The organism is Mycoplasma seminis (assembly GCF_030718845.1).
Classification (GTDB): Bacteria; Bacillota_I; Bacilli_A; order Mycoplasmatales; family Metamycoplasmataceae; genus Mycoplasmopsis; species Mycoplasmopsis seminis.
The window spans coordinates 838,453-856,660 of the sequence record NZ_CP132191.1 but is presented as its reverse complement, the minus strand read 5'-3'; the positions used below and the strand labels follow the sequence as shown (position 1 = coordinate 856,660).

The window sequence follows — 18,208 nt, the reverse complement described above, 5'->3', positions numbered from 1 at the left end:
AAATTCTTAAAAAAGGTAAAATATAAACAATTATTATTAAATTAAAAAAGGAGAAAAATTATGTTTATTAAAAATGTTGATAAAACAAGAAATAATGCAATGTTATTAAAAGCTGTTTTTAAAAATCAAGAATTTCCTAAAACAGTTGTTGAAAAAAACAATGTTGTAACAGAATACTTTGATAAAAACGAAGCTTTAGTATTCTTAGGTGAAGCTGATAAATTCAAATATGAATCTTTATATGCTTTCGCTAAAGGATTCTTTGCTTCACAAGCTAGAGAATACCAAATTGATTTAGCAAGCTTTGTTAAAGGTGAAGTTACTTTAGCACTTGCTGTTAAAGCATTTGTTGAAGCTTACAACTATGTAAATGCTGATATTTACTCAGCTAAAACAGGCAAAAAAGAAGAAAAATTTGCAGTTTCATTACTTTCAGATGCAAACGAAAATGAATACAAAGAAGAATTAGATAAAGCAGTAGTTTTATCTGAAGCTGTAAACTTCGCTCGTAACCTTCAAGTTACACCTCCAAACATTTGTAACTCTGAATGATTAGCTGATCAAGTTGTTGCTGATTTAGCAAAATATGATAACTTAAAAGTTACAGTACTTGATAAAAAAGCTATTGAAGAAAACAAAATGGGATTACTTCTTTCAGTTAACCGTGGAAGTATGTATGAACCACGTGTAGTTGTTATTGAATACAACGGAAATCCAGATTCTAAAGAAAAAACTGTTTACGTTGGAAAAGGAATCACATTTGACTCAGGTGGATACAATATTAAAACAGGACGTAACATGCTTGGAATGAAATATGATATGTCTGGATCAGTATTTGTTGCTTCAGCCTTAAAAGCAATCGCACAATTAAAACCAAAAGCTAATGTTGCAGCAGTTATGTGTATCACAGATAACCGTGTAAACGGAGATGCTTCATTACCTGATTCAGTATGAACAAGTATGAATGGAAAAACAGTTGAAATCAACAACACAGATGCTGAAGGTCGTTTAGTTATGGCTGACGGATTAACATATGGTGTTAGAAAATTAGGAGCAACAAGACTTGTTGATGTTGCTACACTTACAGGTGCTATTCTTGTTGCTTTAGGTCAAACATATACAGGAGTTTGAGCTACAAGTGAAAAAGCATGAGAAGAATTATCTTCTGCGGCTAAAACATCAAATGAATTAGTATGAAGAATGCCTTTAGATGAAGCATTTGCTAAAGAAATTAGAAATTCAGTAGTTGCTGACCTTAAAAACACAGACCTTTCAGGAATTGGGGGAGGTTCATCATCAGCTGCTATGTTCTTAAAAGAATTTACAGAAGGTGTTGAATACATTCACCTTGATGTTGCTGGAACAGCTGATATTGCTTCACGTCCAACAGGTGTAATGGTTAAAACACTTACACAACTTGCATTAAATAATAAATAATAAAATTATTTAACTAAAATATAAGCATATTTTAGAGTAATCTAAAGTATGCTCTTTTTATAAACTTATACAAAGGAACATATATGCAATTAAACACAAACTTGTATAGATATGCTGAGTACCTAAATACAGCAAAAGAACGTTTTTGATCAGGATTTAATTCTTGAATATTATTTGCAATGTTTGGGTTTTATTATATTCATCAATTGCGACTTTATATTTTGTTTTTTATATTTAATCCTATTGCTATAGGTTTCTTCGTATATTCGGCATTCAATTTATATTGAGCATATCTAATTAAAAAGAAATTGAAAAATTTTAATTTTAGTAAAAGATCTTTAGAAAAATTTATACTGAGAACTTTTTCTGAAAGAGAAAAATTTGGATTTTATTATCAGTCATTTAATTCGATATTTTTAGAAAAAATGAATTTGAATTACATCATTCCAGCTTGTTCAGATTGATATAAAAGTTATTTCATAAATAAAAGCAAACCTAAAAAAGTTAAAAAAAATTCATTAAAGTATTTTCAACGACTAAATAAAAAATCTAAAATACCTTTATTAAATTCAAAAAATGATCAAATTATTAAATTATTTTTAGAAGAATATTGAAAAAGACAATTATGGAAATATAGAATATTATCCCTTTGTAACAGAATTTTATATGCACTAGGATGAATAAATAAGATTTGATTTGTTTATGCAATTGGACTTTTAAAATCATTTGCATTCAGAGCAACTCATAAAGGTCCACTTGAAATATTTCTTGGATACAGCACATATGTTGTTCCGGATTTTAACAAGTATTATGTAGATATATCTATTGCAATATGTTTAATTTGCTTTTTTGCTTTAATCGTTGTAAGACACATAAAATATTATCCATTATTTGTGTTATTTCTAATTGATTATAAGCCAAGAATTAAAACAGATAATTTAATACATTTAATTTCTTATTACGACAAAAAAATAATTCAGAAACTTGTTAAATTCACAAGAAAGTATCCTGCAATTTAATTTTAAAGAAAGATTATATTTTATAAATAAGTTTTAAAAATAGGTTTCCACAATTTTGTGGAAATTTTTTGCTTTTATCTCAATATAATGCTATTAATTAGCAAATTTACTATAATAGAAGTAGATATAAAAATAAATTAAGGAAATTAAATTATGAAAAAAAGTTGAAAAATTAAAAATATATTCGCAATTTTAGGAATAGGATTATTGCCTATTGTTTCGACTTCGTTTATTTCAGCAACTATAAATAAAGAAGTAAAAACTAAAAACATTGATGAATTATCTAAGGATAAAAATATTTCGATAAACTCAAAAAACAATTATCAAATATCTGAGTTTGATTATGAAATTTTAAAAGAGTTTTATAAACCATATTATAATAAACTTGGGCTCAGATATCATCTTAACCAATATTCAAAAGGCGCAAAATTAGATAAGAATTCACCATATAATAAAGTTGGTATTATTGAAGTGGATAATTCTAATTTATCATATTTACCATCGAAATTAGTTGATTTTGAAATTAATAAAAAAGAGAATATCGCAAACAATGTATATGACACTCATGGTATAGGAGTAGCTTCGCTCATTGGAACAGATACTGGAATTAATAAAAAAGCTAATATATTTTTTACATCATTAACCGATAATGGAAATGATTATAGAGAATCGTTAGATTATATGGTGAAAAATGGAGTAAATATTATAAATATGAGTTTTGAAACAGTTGATTTTTATACTAAATTAGATTCTAAAAATATAGTGCACAAAGGGCAAGGAAGAAATTTTGAATCCGAAATACCTACAAACACATACGACAAAGATTCTAAGCTTATAACTGATAAATGAATATTTGATGTAAAAAAAGATATAACAAATAATTTCTTTTATAAGCAAAATCTTAATAATTATTTATTTTTTAAAAATTTAGTTCATATAATCAATTTATATGACGATATTATGGGCAATAAAACTAATTATTATTCAATGAAATCTGCAGAGATTAGATTTAATGAAATTATGGATGAATATATTAAAAAATATAATTTAATAATAGTCAAATCTGCTGGTAATAAAGCAAGAAACAGAAATGATTTTCGAAAGTATTGAAAAGATATTACAGAGCATTATGAAGATTTCAAAGAATACATATTATATAATGAAAACATTAAAGGTTTATTTCCTCCTAATATACAAAAATTTATTAAGTATGTGGTAAAAAATAATTCAATCTTATTTAAGATTTTTTGAAACCAAAAAGAAAGATTTTCAGATCCTACATGAATAAAAAATAAATTAATAAATGCAATGGAAGAAATTAATAATTTTCCTCAGGCCCAAAATGTAATTTATGTAGGCGCTGTGGATTATAATAATATACCTACTGAATTTTCAAGTTACACATTAAATAAATCAGAAATATCACCACTTATTTCCGCTTATGGTGAGCATTCTGATAAAGATGATGAATTTATAAAAAATAATAATGAAGGGTTATTGACACGCAGAGAAAGTAATGAGAAATTAAGAAAAAATAATGGTGTGTCACAAAGAGATTATGAATTTGAAAAAACTTACAATGAAATAGCAAATTTTAATGGAACAAGCATGGCTGCACCAATTATTACAGGAATGCTTTCATTATTACAAACTCAAAATAATAAATTATTCAATGTAAGTGAAGCTAAAACATTATTAGTCGCTTCCGCAACCTATGCAAATACTTATACAGAAAATACAAAATATGATGATATTAAGGTTAAAAATGAGTTTTGAAAAAATAATAGATCTAAATCTAAATCGGGATTTGGAATTCCTAAATATTTTAAAATGCAAAAGTTTATTAGCAATAATATGTTAAAAACATTTACTCCAGAAGAATTCAATTCCTCAAGAGGGTTCAATAATGTTTATAGCTCTGAATTTATTGATTCAAAATCTCAAATTGATGCAATTAAGCATACAGCATCGTTTATTTCATATTCAACTGATGAAGTCATTACTACAGAATTGTTGCGAAGCTTAAAAACTCGTACAGAGTGGGAAATGGTAAGCACATTCAAGAATATGTATTTAGCGAAAAAGAATACTATAAAAGTATTTAATGATGAAAAAAATCCAATAGATGTATTTGCTGAGGTAACATGAGGAAGTCAATTACGTGCAAAACAATCTATGAGTCCTAATTCTAACACTGAGAAATTAAATTTTGGAAATTACAAAAAGTCTCATGTAAAATACGAGTATTTTATAATTTCTCATCAATTAGAAAATATTTTAAATATACTTGAACAAGTTTATACTGATGACACAAAGCTAAACCCTAGAGGCTATGATAAAGATATTATGGAAGCCTACATAAAAATGATTTATTGAAGACAATTAGCATATAAAATTAGTTTTTCTTATATAAAGGAGATTCATGAAACTGAATAAAAAAATAGCATTATTGCTTGGGGCTAGTATTTCTATTGGAATAGTTCCTATGAGCATCGTTTCTTGTGCTAAAAATGATAAAAAGTTTGTAGAGGCTGAACATATTAAGAATGCTGAATTATTAAAAACTTTTAAATATGTTAGAAACAAAAAATCAAAAGATGTCAATGAAATAAATAACATTTGAAAAACTATTAATAAAAATAATAATAAATTAATACCTGATAATTTTTCAATTCATTTTGATTATGAAAATATTTTATTTTTACTAAATAATTACTCAAAATTAATTAATGAGAAATGATATCAAGAATTTATAAAAGTTCTTTCTGAGCAGGAATATAGCGAAATTCAACTTAAAGTTCTTAAAAATGATGGTCTAACAAATGATTATAATGATATATTGAATGGATTAGAAAATGAAAAATTAATAAATGCATATTTAATCAATAACTATATAAAATACGTTAAAGGAATATTATATATTCCTGAGAATCCAGATATTGATTTTCCAGGCATAAACAACATTTATACTTCTCAAATGGATAAATATTTAAACATAATTATTCCAAACTTTTACTTGGTTAGAAATATAAATGAAAATAGATTTTTATTAGATAGTGTAAAGTCATTAGATTATATACAAATGACAGATTTATATTACAACACAAAAGCTTATTCTTCAAGTTCTTTCTCTATACTTGACGCAGTAGAAGAAAAGGATGAAAGCAGAAATATTGATGACGAAAATTCTGGTTCTTATTTTATAGATATCTTTTCATCAGATTTCAAAAATAAGTTTGCATTTGAACAAAAAAATAAATTAAATGACTTAGAAAGAAGACTAGGTCAATATTTAAATGATATTAAATTAAGTGATTTGAAAGATAGTGTAAGTTTTAAACTAAAAATAGATGAAAAATATTTAGATGATGCGAATATTAATGTGTCTAATAAAGCAGGCGACATTAATATAGATATTAATATTGAAAGAACTACACAAGGCTTTTATCAATGAAAAAATGAAAATGAGTTTTTAATTAAAAACGCAATAATGCATTCATATTTTATTAGATTAAAAGAAAATAATTGTGATTGTATATTTGACCGTGAATACAATGGTCTAGGGTATTATGATAGTAGAATAATGGATAATTTTTATAAAAAAGAATCATTGAAATCATATAAACAAAAAGATGTGAGCATACCACTTTTAAAATCAAGTTTTGTAAATATTAATGTTAGATTAAATAAAAGATCAATAAATCCTCTTACAGGTAAAGAAAAATTGGTTACAATAGCTTCAATTAGAATAAATAAAAGTTAGAAAAAGCCGTATTACGGATTAAGTAATACGGTTATTTTTCTATAAACATATATCCATCACCTTTTTTAAGGTCTAGAATTGAAATAAATAAATCCTTATTAATTTGTTTTGTAACTATAAATAAGTCAGCGGCATCTAAATATTGAGTATTTGTTGTTATCATATATTTCTTTTTACGTGAATATCCACCAATAACTTCAACAACTGAGAATGTATAAGTACGGTGAGAAAGTTCATTAATTTGTTCAATTAATTCAAATGGTCTATCACAATAAATTTGAGTTTGGACTAATTTATTTTTTGGATAAGTTATATTAACAATAAATGCATTGATAAGTAACATAAAGAAACCTGAAACATAGTTTAAATTAAAGAAAATATCAAGGGCTCAAGGTTTATTTAACTTAGTTATAGATTCTGAAGCATTTTCTAATGATAATGAAGCGGGAACATAAGTTCCTATAATATTAGCTAGAGTAAGTGAAATGAAATTTAGGAATAAAAATACTGTTCCAATATCTTTTAATTTAGCTTTAGCAATATACATACCATAGATATCAAATCCACCTGTAGATGAACCGATAATAATGCAAGCTACAGCTGCAATTCCTTGTAACATACCTCAACAAATTGAGTAAAGGAAAATAGCCATATGTTTCATTGCTCCAGCATTATAGTTTCAAAGAACTATTTGAACCATCTCATCACCTTTGTATAAAAAAGCTTCCGGCATACTATCTTTTAAGTTAGTGAATAAATAAATATCACTAATTCCAGGAATAAATCCAAACATAACCCCAGCAACAGTAAATACTGCTAAGTAATATAAAGTGTATAGTGTGAAACTATGCGAGATCTTTTTTCAAGATAAGATTAATAAAGGTATATTCAAAATAAAATAAATTAATCAGAAACATAAGTTGTAAATAATATAACCTAGTTCAGGATTTTGATATTTTGAAGTAATTAAATAAAGAAAGAAACTACCGACCCCTTGACCAAAAGCTTCTAGCCCTAAGGCATATAATCCAGTATTTTGTAATAATAAAACTCCACAAAGTCCCATTACTAATCCAATAATTGTCATGACTCCGAATTTTTGTCATGGTTTTTGAATTTTGTATAAAAATCCAAATACAAGCAGTGAGCTTTTAATTTTCTGTCTTGTATATTCTTTTTTAGCGCCCATTTTTACCCCAGTTTCTAACTATATTATTTTAAAAATAATATTAGTAATTAAAGTTTATCAAACTCCATAAATAATGTTCATAATAATTTATTTTTTTCTAAAAAACTAGCTGATTAATTACTAGAATTAAATCAATAATTTACTAAAATATAACTATGTATGATAATATAGCAGCAATTAGCTCTGGATCACACATAAATCAACCTATTTCAATAGTTAGATTAAGCGGTCCGAATGCTAAAGAAATAATTAGTAAAATATTTAAAGGGAGAATCGGAAATGATCATAATATCACTTATGGTCATATTTATGATGGAGAAACCTTAGTTGATGAAGTTTTAGTCATGTGATTTTTAGGTAAACAAGACCAAGATGGTAATATGGTTTATAACAACTATGTTGGAGAACCACTAGTTGAAATCAATTGTCATGGTGGAATTATTGTAACTAATAAGGTTTTAGAACTATTACTTCAAAATGGTGCGCGTCTTGCTGAAAGGGGTGAATTTACTCGTAGAGCATTTTTAAATGGAAAAATGGATTTAGTTAAAGCGGAAGCGATCCATGATTTAATTATGGCTCAAACTACTTCACAAGCTTCAGCTTCAGTTAATAAGTTTAATGGTAAAACTTCAAGTTTAATTGATCAATTTTTATATGAAATTTCCTTATTAATTGGAGTTTGTGAAGTTAATATTGATTATCCAGAATATGATGATGTTGAACAAATGGATAATGAAAAAATGCTAAGCAAAGTAAAAGATTTGATTTCAAAATTGCAAGGTATTGTAAAAGTATCTGAAGATTCTCGTTATATTTTCGAAGGTGTTAAGGTAGCTTTTTTAGGAAAACCAAATGTAGGTAAAAGTAGTATTTTAAATGCTTTATTATCTGAAGATAAAGCTATTGTAACTGATATTGCTGGTACTACTAGGGATTTAGTTGAAGCTACTTATAAAATTAATGACATGTTATTTAAACTTGTGGATACTGCAGGTCTAAGAAAAACTCAAGAAAAAATTGAGCAAATTGGTATTCAAAAATCACTTGAACAAATTGCAAAATCTGACTTAGTTGTTCATGTTATTGATACAATCCAAGTTCAAGATGAATTTGATAAACAAGTGGAAAATAAAGCTAAAGAATTAGGCAAATTCTACATTAAAGTACTTAATAAAATTGATATTCAAAACCAGATTAATGAACCCAATTTAGTTAAAATTTCAGCTTTAGAAAACAATATTTCAGCACTAGAAAATGCTTTAGTATCTAATTTTGCTAATATAAATATTTATGATGAAAGAATTTTTTCAAACACTAGACAACTTTCATTGATTAAGCAAGCTTTAGACCATTTAAAAAATGCGCAAATTTCATTAGAAAATCAATTTACATTTGATGTAGTTATTGTGGATTTATATGCTGCATGAGATGCACTGCAAAATATTAAAGGAAATGTAAACAGAGAAGACTTACTTGATGTAATGTTTGCTAATTTCTGTTTAGGTAAATAGTATGGGAAAAAAGAGAAATAAATTCGTGGATGCTCACAGTCACATTAGTTTAACTTATTATAAATCACCAGATATTATTGATATGATTGTGGAACAAGCACATCATAATAGAATTGATTTTTTAATTGTTAATGGTGGACATCCAGCTGAAAATAAAGAAGTACTTAAACTTGCTAAAAAATATGACATTATTAAACCGGTAATTGGTATCCATCCTGAATCAGGAATTGATGGAGATGACTATAAGCAAGTTGAAGAATTAATTACACCTGAAGTTGTTGGAATTGGTGAAATTGGACTGGATTACTTTTATGAAGATGCTCCAAGTAGAGAAAACCAAATTGCTTCATTTGAAAACCAAATTATTTTAGCTAATAAATATAATCTACCTGCAGTAATTCATATTAGAGATCATGAAGATAAAGACCAAGCTTACCAAGATGTCTTTGATGTTTTATCTAAGTACCCAAATACTAAATGTATGTTACACACTTATAGTGGAAGCTTGCGATGAGCTAAAAAATTTGAGCAGTTTCCTAATTTATACTTTTCATTTAGTGGTTCAATTACTTATGGGACAAATAATCAAGCTAGAGAAGTTATTGCTTATTTACCATTAGAAAGAATGTTAACAGAAACTGATGCACCTTATTTAAGGGTGCATCCATATACAGGTGAATTAAATGAACCTAATACAGTTTTATTTGTAGCATACTACATGGCTGGAATTAAGCAAGTTGGTGCTGAAAAATTTGTTGATCGAATTAATCGAAATGTTAGAAAGTTATTTAATTTAAAAGATGAAAAATAATAAAGAAAGATTTGCTAAAAAGGAATTTGGACAAAACTTCCTTAATGATAAAAATATTATCAACAAAATAGTTAATGTTTTTGACATCACAGATCAAAAAGTGCTTGAAATAGGACCTGGAAGAGGCGCTCTTACTAAAGAATTACTAAAAAAAGCCTCACATGTAACGTGCTATGAAATTGATGCAGACATGATTAATGTGCTTAATAATGAAATTGATAGTGATAAATTAACTTTAATTCATCAAGACTTCTTACAAAGTGATATTAGCAATTTATCAGATACTTATTTGATCGCTAATATTCCTTATTACATTACTACAGATATCTTATTTAAAATTTTTGAACATAAAGATAATTTTAAAGGTGTACTTTTAATGGTACAAAAAGAAGTTGCTGAAAGAATATGCGCTAAAAAGAATACTTCTGAGTACTCAAAATTATCAGTTTCATCACAATATTTAGCTGAATGTAAAATTGAATTTATTGTTCCAAGAAATTGTTTTTCACCTGCACCAAAGGTGGATTCAGCAATTATTTCACTTGTATTTAGACCTGAAATTTCTCAAGATAACTGGAATGAATTAAAAGATTTCTTTAAATTATGTTTTGCAAACCGTAGAAAAAAACTCACTTATGCTTTAAGCTCAAAATATTCAAAAGAAAACATTTTAGCAGTTTATCAAAAACTTAATTGAAGCGAAAATACTCGGATTCAACAATTATCAATTCAAGATATAGTAACCTTATATCATGAATTAAACAACTAAAAACGCCAGGGGAACTCCCTGGTTTTAAAATGCTAAATATATTCCATGTTTCCTTAAACTTTTTAAATAAATATACATAATTTGCTTATTTAAAATATTTGAGGTTAGATATTGATAAGAATTTAAATTATGAAAGCTAGCTCAAACAGATTGCAAGAAATCTAGCGACATTTTTTCTTGAATATCTTCATGTTTTATACAAGTGAAACCACCTAATTCAACATCAAACGCAATGAAGTTTCTGGTACTTCCACAAATCCGACATTTATTAAAATAATTGCAATATCCATTAATAACTAAAACTTGAGCAAGAAAATAAGTCAAAATTTTATCTTGATTATAATTACTAAACTCATCAAAATATCGATCGTATTCAGAAAATAAATGACTAGGTACATGAATTTGACTTAGCAGTTGCTTTAGTTTATTAAAAAACAAGCTATTTTCTAATTTAGAAGTATCAAAAGTTTTAATTAAAGTGGATTTTTTCAGTTTACCAACTTTACTATCAAATCTAGCTTTAAAGTATTCGATTTCAACGATTGAGCCTAGCAGCAAGTTACTACGGTTTTTAGAATTAATTTTTCCAAGTCCTTGAGCATATAAAGCAAAAGCACCTCTTTGACCGAAAAAGGTGACTAAAAACTTGTTTTCTTCATACTGATTAATGTCTAAAACTATGACTCTTTCAATTGTTTCCATATAATCAAATTATATATTTTCCTGCAGTAAAATTTGTGAATTTTTTAAGCCTAAAAAATAGTAAAAAAATGATTCTTATCTTAGCAAATATATACTATGTATATATTAGAAAATAAGGTAAAATATACATACTAATTAAATGGAGAGTTTAAATATGGAAATTTCAGAAATCAGACAATTATGTATTGATTCATTATCAGCTGTGCCTGGAGTAATTAAATTACATAAACCATCACTTGATTTAGACAAATCTTGTTCAGATGCTGAAGAGTGTGAAGTGATTCTTCAAGATGTAATTAACATCACTAGTGTTGATAATTCACACAGTGTACAAATTGCTATCACAGTACTTGATGGTGTTTCAGTTAAATTTATCGTAACTCAATTATTCAAACAAATTGACTTTGCTTTAAGAAAGAAAAAACAAAAATTAAACAGTTTAACAGTTATTGTAAAAGGAGTCCAATAATGTCAACAGATAAGAAAATATTAAACGGAATGGTTTTATCCAATGCTCTGATCTCAGGAGCTAATGCTTTAATTAATGCTAAAAACAAAATTGATGCTTTAAATGTTTTCCCAGTACCTGATGGAGATACTGGAACAAACATGGCTTCAACAATTGCAGCAACTATTCCTAACTTAGAAACAAATCTTAATGAACCAATTTGAAAAATTTTAGCAGATATGGCTCACGATATGATTTACGAAGCTAGAGGTAACTCAGGGGTTATCTTATCTCAAATTTTCAAAGGATTTGCTTTAGGAAGTGCTGAAAGAAACACATTAAATACTGCAGAATTAATTGAAGCTTTTAAAGGAGCTACAGCTAGAGCATACAAATCAGTTTTCAAACCTGTTGAAGGAACTATTTTAACTGTTATTCGTGAAACTACTGAAAACCTTGAAAAAGAATTTACTGGAAAAGAAGTTTCTTATGTTGAATTCTTCCAAAAAGCTTTAGACTTTGCAAGAAAAAGTTGTGATGAAACTCCAAACAAACTTAAAACACTAAGAGAAGTTGGCGTAACTGATAGTGGTGGAGAAGGTCTTTACACAATTTTATGGGGAATTAATGAAGCTTTAAATGATAGATTTGTTGCAATTTCTGAAGCAGCAGATGATATCAATAACTTTATTAGTGAAACAGAAGTTTATGAAGGCGAATTTGGATATTGTACCGAAGTATTAATTGACTTAGACAATATGGACAAGTTTGATAAAGAAAGTTTTACAAAACGTCTTGAAAAAGTTGCTAACTCATTAGTAGTTGTGCAAGATGATAACTTAGTTAAAGTTCACGGTCATGCTATTAAACCTGGTAAATTACTTAACTTAGCTCAAGAATATGGTGAATTTATCAAGATTAAATCAGAAAACATGACATTGCAAGCTAACTATTCAAAAGCTAATGCTGAAAAATTAAAACAAGGGCACGCTTCTGAAGAAAGAAAATTATGTGGAGTTGTTTCATGTAACCTTGGAAGCGGGATTGTTAAACGGATGAAAGAACTTGGTTGTGATTTCGTTGTTGAAAGTGGTCAAACACAAAACCCTTCAGCCCAAGACTTAATCAATGCAATTAATAATGTTAATGCTGATACTGTTTTTGTTTTAACTAATAATTCAAACATTATTTTAGTAGCTCAACAAGTTGCTCAAGTAATTACAGATAAAAATGTTGTAGTTATTCCAACTAAATCTCAACTTCAAGGAATTACAGCAATGCTTAATTTCAACCATGAAATTTCAGCTGAAGATAATATTGAAATGATTAATGAATCAATTGAAAATGTTGTTACAGGTGAAATTACTAAAGCAATTAGAAATACTACATTAAATGGTGTAAAAATTAAAAACGGTTCATATTTAGCTATTGTAGATGGAAAAATTATTTCTTCACATACATCAGTTATGGCTGCAGCTAAAGCAATTTTAAAAAGCAGTGTAAAACCTTCTAGTGAAATTGTTTCATTATACTTTGGTGATGAATCTAACTTAAGCGAAGCGGAAGAATTATCAAACTACATTGATGCTACATATGACTGTGAAATTGAAATTGTTGAAGGTAACCAACCAACATATCAATTCTTAATAGGGATCGAATAATGAATTACAAATATACAATTGCATTTGATGTTAATGGAAATGATAAAGGTGTAATTGAATGTTTTAATGGTGCTAAACGTTTTGCTATGGAAAATCCAAATGTTTTAGTTAAATTAGTGGGTTCAGTAGCAAGCTTGCAAGGTTTAAATGAATTTGAAAACATCGAATTAATTAATAACGAAAACAAACCTAGCGATCCAAAAAACATTCGTAAATCAATGTCTGAAGACACTTCAATGAATCAAGCAATTAATTTGGTTTTAGATTCACAAGCTGATGCAGTGCTTTCAAGCGGTGATAGTGGAACATATATTTCAACTCTTACATTAAAAGCTAAAAGACTTCCAAATGTTTCTCGCCCTGCTTTTATGCCGATAGCAACAGCAAGTAATAATAGAAAGTTTCTAATTTTAGATGTTGGTGCTAATTTAGAAACTAAAACTGAATATTATTTAGAATGAGCCGCATTAGCTTCAGCTTTTTATTCAGCAATGTTTAAAAAAGATTTACCTCAAGTTTCTTTAATTAATATAGGAACTGAAGAATATAAAGGTAATGAAAATGTTCAGCAAGCTAATGCTTTATTAAAAGAAGATAAAAGATTTGAATATCTTGGCTTCATGGAACCAAAAACTTTATTTAAAGGAAATACTGATATTGTTTTAACTGATGGATATGCAGGAAATATCATGATTAAAAGTTTTGAAGGTGCAATTAGTTCTTTTAAAGATATACTTAAAGATCAAATTAAAGTAAGTATCTGAAGAAAACTAGGAGCTTTATTACTTAAGCCTGCTTTTAAAGGTGTTGCGGATAAGCTTGATTATAGGTCGATAGCATCAGCTTGAGTTATTGGAGTCAATGCTGTAGCTTTAAAAGCTCACGGAAGCAGTGATGCATTAGCTTATTACAATGCTTTAAAGAATATTAAATTAGCTTTAGAATCTAATGTTTTAGCTCAAATGAAAGAAGTTATGCAACAAAATGAAGATAACTAAAGTAAACTCCTTACAAGAATTTTTCGCTCAACATCAAATTGAGCCAAATTCGCTAGAACCTTATATTCTCGCAACCACACACCCAAGCTTTAATCGAAGAGAATTTGAAAACTATGAACGATTAGAATTCTTAGGTGATGCGGTCTTACAATTTCTTAGTTCAAGCTTTATGTATAAGGCTTATCCTAATTTAACTCAAGGACACTTAACTAGATTGCGTTCGCAAGCGGTAGGAACTGAATATTTATCTTACTTATCTAGAGAAATTGGATTAGTAGATATCTTAAAAACGGGACCTGGAAAAATGCGGGAAGCAGTTACTGCTAGTTTAAAAGTGCAAGCAGATATTTTTGAATCAATGGTGGGTGCGATTTACATTGATCAAGGTCTGAAAAAGGCTGCTGAGTTTGTTTATCAATATTTACGTGAACAAATTATTAAATTACACAACGATGATAACAAAGATCCAAAAGGGATTTTGCAAGAATACTTTCAAAGTATGTCAAAAGAAAGTATTACTTACAACACAATTCAATTGCAAGAAGCAAATGAAAATAATCATCCACTATTCCAAGCTCAAGCAATCCATGATGGAGTAACTTATGGAACTGGAATTGGAAATAGTAAAAAAGAAGCCGAAACTAATGCAGCAATAGATGCATTACAAAAATTAAAATTAAATGTGGAGTAAAGGAGCGGTAATGAAATTAATTAAAATTGAAGCACATGGTTTTAAATCATTCGCAGAACCTGTCATTCTTCGTTTTGATGGTGGAGTTGCTGGTATTATTGGACCTAACGGTTCAGGTAAAAGTAATATTAACGATGCTATTAAATGAGTTCTAGGGGAACAAAGTTCAAAAGAAATGCGTGGGGATTCAATGCAAGATTTAATCTTTGCAGGATCCAAAACAGCTAAACCAATGGATTTTGCACGTGTTACCTTAACTTTTGATAATAAAGATTCAGATAACTCAATTGAAGAAGATACAGTTGTAATTACACGTGAACTTTTCAGAGGAAAAGGAATTAACAACTATTATTTAAATGGTAAACCTTGTCGTTTTAAAGACATTAAATCAATTGCAATGGAAACAGGAATTGGGAAAAGTTCACTTGCAATTATCTCTCAAGGAACAGTATCTGATATTGCTGAATCTTCAGATGAAGATCGTAGAGGAATTTTTGAAGAAGCAGCTGGAGTTTCTAAATTTAAATTCAAGAAAACTGAATCACTTAGATTACTTCAAAGTGCCGATGCTTCTATTTCAAAACTTGAGCCTACAATTAATGAGCTTGAAAAACAACTTATCCCATTAAGAAAACAAGCTGAAAAAGCCTTAATTTATAGAGATAAATCTCGTGAATTAAAAAAGGTTGAAGTTGCTTATTTAGCACATGAAATTAGAAGTAATGAAAAAGTTTATGACCAATTATCTCAAGAACTTAGTGGGGTAGAGGAAACTAAAGATTCATATTCAGTTCAAATTGCTAAATATAACCGTCAATTAGGTGAAAAGAAACTTGAAAAGAATGAATTATCTAAAGAAATTGCAACTTTAAGAGGAAAACAAGATGCAATCAAATCTCGTTTAGAAAACCTTGAAGTTGTTATTGCTAAACAAAATGCTCGTATGGAGCTTATTGCTAGCGGTGAATTACAAGCCGAAAGTTCAGAAACAGCTAAAGCTTATGCTACAAAAATTCTTGAATTAGAACAAAACATTAAATATCGTCAAGAAACTGCAGTAAACCTTAAAAACAAGGTAGCTGAAGAAGAAAAAAGAATTTCTGAACTTTCTTCTAAAGTAAACTCATTACAATTTGAACTTAAAAATGCTCAAACTAAATATACTGAAGTAAATACAAACCTTCAAATCTTAAATGAAACTAAAAACAAGAAAACTAACTTATTTAAAGGTACAAGAACTATTGTAGAAAACTCAAATCAATTTAGAGGATACAAAGGGCTTGTTAGAGACCTTATTAAAGTACAACCAGATTATGTTGTAGCGGTTGAATCAATCCTTTCAAATGCTGCACAACACATTGTTGTAGATATTCCTAACACAGCTGTTAAAGCAGTTGAATTCTTAAAGAAAAATAATGGTGGTAGAGCTACATTTATTCCTTTAACATCAATTAAAGAAAAATTCATTCGTGATGACTATTTACTTGTTGCTTCAAACCATGCAGGATTCATTGGAGTTGCTAGTGATTTAGTTGAAGTTGATCCACAATATGATGTACTTGCTAAGTTTTTACTTGGAAATGTTGTAGTTGTACAAGATATTGAAACAGCTAACCAAATTTCAAACATTTTAGAACGTAAATACATGGTTGTTACACTTGATGGAGATATCATTAGAGTTGGAGGAGTTATTGTTGGAGGAACAGCTCAAGAAAGCGATAACATCATTGGGTTAGATGAAAAAATCCAAAAATTACAACAATTACTTCCTTCACTTAGTGCAATTATTCAAAACAATGAAAGTTTAATTGAACGTTACAATGGTGAAATCTCACGTGTTAATACTGCTTTAAATGAATACAAATGAGAAGCAAGACAAGAAGACCTTGATATTAATGATTTACTTAGAAAACTTGATGATTTAAAATCAAAAACAGATTTACTTAACATTAATAAAGAAGAAGCATCTCCTTCAGTTATTAGTGATGAAAGAAATCAACTTAGAAAAGAATACACAATTGTTAAAAATGATTTAACAATTAAAACTCAATTCTTAGAAACTTTAGATGCTGAAATTTTACACCTTGGAGATGTATTAAACCAAACTCAAACTACTTTAAATGAGTTAAACAATACATTTACAAATAAGATTGCTGCATTTAAAAATGCTGAAATTAACCTTAGAAACTACCGTGAAAGACTTGCTTCACAATATTCATACACAATTGAATATGCTGAAGAAAACTACAAGTTAGAAATCCCTGTAGACAAAGCTAGAGAACTTGTTGCAGAATTACGTCAACAAATTTCAGAACTTGGTGCAGTTAACCAAGAAGCTATTGAACAACTTGAAAGCGTTGAAGAACGTTACGATAGATATGTTTCAGATAGAGATGAATTAGTATCAACTAGAAACATTCTTATGGAAGCTATTGCTGAACTTGATAAGATTATTGTAACAAGACTTACAAATGTTGTAAATGATGTTAATAAAGAATTTAACACAGTATTTAAGTCAATGTTTGGTGGTGGAAGTGCTGAAGTTAGATTCGTTGATCCAAACAATGTATTAGAATCAGGAATTTCAATTTTTGCTCAACCTCCTGGAAAAAGTGTTAAGAACTTAAGATTATTCTCAGGTGGAGAAAAAGCTCTTATTGCTATTTCATTATTATTCGCTATTCTTAGAGCTAGACCACTTCCGTTATGTATCTTAGATGAGGTGGAAGCTGCACTTGATGAAGCTAATGTTATTAGATATGCTGAATATCTTCAAGAACTTAAAAATCAAACACAATTTATTGTTATTACCCACAGAACTGGAACAATGTCAAAAGTTGACTCATTATTTGCTGCAACCATGCAAACACGTGGTGTTACAAGCTTCTTTAGTGTGCACCTTAAAGATGCTGCTAAATATATTGACGAAAGCGAAGCACAATAATTTAAATCCCTATTTTTGGGATTTTTTTGTGCAACAGCGGCATAAGAAAACGTCCCTGACGGGACGCCTATTATTATTTGTATATTATAAAATAAGATATGTTATACATGAGATATGTGCAAAATACTTTTAGTAAATTGCTTAATTATTAATATATGTAATTTAAATAATAACTAGACTGAATCAATAGCTATTATATTGGATTATTGAAAATAGTATATACAGAAAAGGATAATTCTTTTTCATTATAAAGGAAGGTTTA

The 18,208-nt window shown here is 28.1% G+C and carries 14 protein-coding genes; 12 read left to right on the top strand and 2 right to left on the bottom strand.

Annotated elements, in window-relative coordinates:
• Positions 1-60 precede the first annotated feature (60 nt).
• From Q8852_RS03580 to Q8852_RS03565, 4 genes are all read left to right on the top strand, one after another.
• A complete protein-coding gene (locus Q8852_RS03580) occupies positions 61-1,437 on the top strand; it encodes a M17 family metallopeptidase (RefSeq protein ID WP_305937811.1) in 1,377 nt (458 codons plus the stop codon).
• Between the two features lie 308 nt (positions 1,438-1,745).
• Positions 1,746-2,456 carry a hypothetical protein gene (locus Q8852_RS03575; protein ID WP_305937810.1) on the top strand — a complete coding sequence of 237 codons (711 nt, stop codon included), beginning with the start codon at positions 1,746-1,748 and terminating at the stop codon, positions 2,454-2,456.
• A 153-nt stretch (positions 2,457-2,609) separates the two neighbouring features.
• Complete coding sequence (locus Q8852_RS03570; RefSeq protein WP_305937809.1) at positions 2,610-4,892, top strand: S8 family serine peptidase; 2,283 nt, start codon at positions 2,610-2,612, stop codon at positions 4,890-4,892.
• Positions 4,879-6,219: a hypothetical protein gene (locus Q8852_RS03565; protein ID WP_305937808.1), complete on the top strand. Its 1,341-nt coding sequence runs from the start codon at positions 4,879-4,881 to the stop codon at positions 6,217-6,219. Before Q8852_RS03570 ends, Q8852_RS03565 begins: the two co-directional genes overlap by 14 nt.
• A 31-nt stretch (positions 6,220-6,250) precedes the next feature.
• Here the strand turns inward: Q8852_RS03565 and Q8852_RS03560 are convergent, their stop codons facing one another.
• On the bottom strand, positions 6,251-7,408 hold the full coding sequence (locus tag Q8852_RS03560) for a YitT family protein (protein ID WP_305937807.1): 1,158 nt from the start codon (positions 7,406-7,408) through the stop codon (positions 6,251-6,253).
• 155 nt (positions 7,409-7,563) lie between these two features.
• Here Q8852_RS03560 and mnmE point away from each other — a divergent pair, with 155 nt between their 5' ends.
• From mnmE to rsmA, 3 genes are read left to right on the top strand one after another with little or no spacing between them, the layout of a single operon-like run.
• Entirely contained in the window at positions 7,564-8,922 is a 1,359-nt protein-coding gene (gene mnmE, locus Q8852_RS03555) for a tRNA uridine-5-carboxymethylaminomethyl(34) synthesis GTPase MnmE (RefSeq protein WP_305937806.1), read from the top strand.
• Position 8,923: 1 nt separating this feature from the next.
• Positions 8,924-9,733: a TatD family hydrolase gene (locus Q8852_RS03550; protein ID WP_305937805.1), complete on the top strand. Its 810-nt coding sequence runs from the start codon at positions 8,924-8,926 to the stop codon at positions 9,731-9,733.
• A complete protein-coding gene (rsmA, locus tag Q8852_RS03545) occupies positions 9,723-10,502 on the top strand; it encodes a 16S rRNA (adenine(1518)-N(6)/adenine(1519)-N(6))-dimethyltransferase RsmA (RefSeq protein WP_305937804.1) in 780 nt (259 codons plus the stop codon). Before Q8852_RS03550 ends, rsmA begins: the two co-directional genes overlap by 11 nt.
• Before the next feature lie 24 nt (positions 10,503-10,526).
• Here the strand turns inward: rsmA and recO are convergent, their stop codons facing one another.
• The gene (gene recO, locus Q8852_RS03540; protein ID WP_305937803.1) at positions 10,527-11,204 is read right to left on the bottom strand and encodes a DNA repair protein RecO; all 678 of its coding nucleotides are present in this window, start codon (positions 11,202-11,204) and stop codon (positions 10,527-10,529) included.
• A gap of 154 nt (positions 11,205-11,358) precedes the next feature.
• On the opposite strand from recO, the gene Q8852_RS03535 reads away from it, so the two are divergent.
• The 5 genes from Q8852_RS03535 to Q8852_RS03515 are packed head-to-tail and all read left to right on the top strand — an operon-like array spanning position 11,359 to position 17,946.
• On the top strand, positions 11,359-11,673 hold the full coding sequence (locus Q8852_RS03535; RefSeq protein WP_305937802.1) for a hypothetical protein: 315 nt from the start codon (positions 11,359-11,361) through the stop codon (positions 11,671-11,673).
• A complete protein-coding gene (locus Q8852_RS03530) occupies positions 11,673-13,313 on the top strand; it encodes a DAK2 domain-containing protein (protein ID WP_305937801.1) in 1,641 nt (546 codons plus the stop codon). The genes Q8852_RS03535 and Q8852_RS03530 overlap by 1 nt, the downstream gene beginning before the upstream one ends.
• On the top strand, positions 13,313-14,311 hold the full coding sequence (gene plsX, locus Q8852_RS03525) for a phosphate acyltransferase PlsX (RefSeq protein ID WP_305937800.1): 999 nt from the start codon (positions 13,313-13,315) through the stop codon (positions 14,309-14,311). Before Q8852_RS03530 ends, plsX begins: the two co-directional genes overlap by 1 nt.
• Complete coding sequence (gene rnc, locus Q8852_RS03520; protein WP_305937799.1) at positions 14,298-15,002, top strand: ribonuclease III; 705 nt, start codon at positions 14,298-14,300, stop codon at positions 15,000-15,002. Before plsX ends, rnc begins: the two co-directional genes overlap by 14 nt.
• Before the next feature lie 10 nt (positions 15,003-15,012).
• Positions 15,013-17,946: an SMC hinge domain-related protein gene (locus Q8852_RS03515; protein ID WP_305937798.1), complete on the top strand. Its 2,934-nt coding sequence runs from the start codon at positions 15,013-15,015 to the stop codon at positions 17,944-17,946.
• Positions 17,947-18,208: the final 262 nt, after the last annotated feature.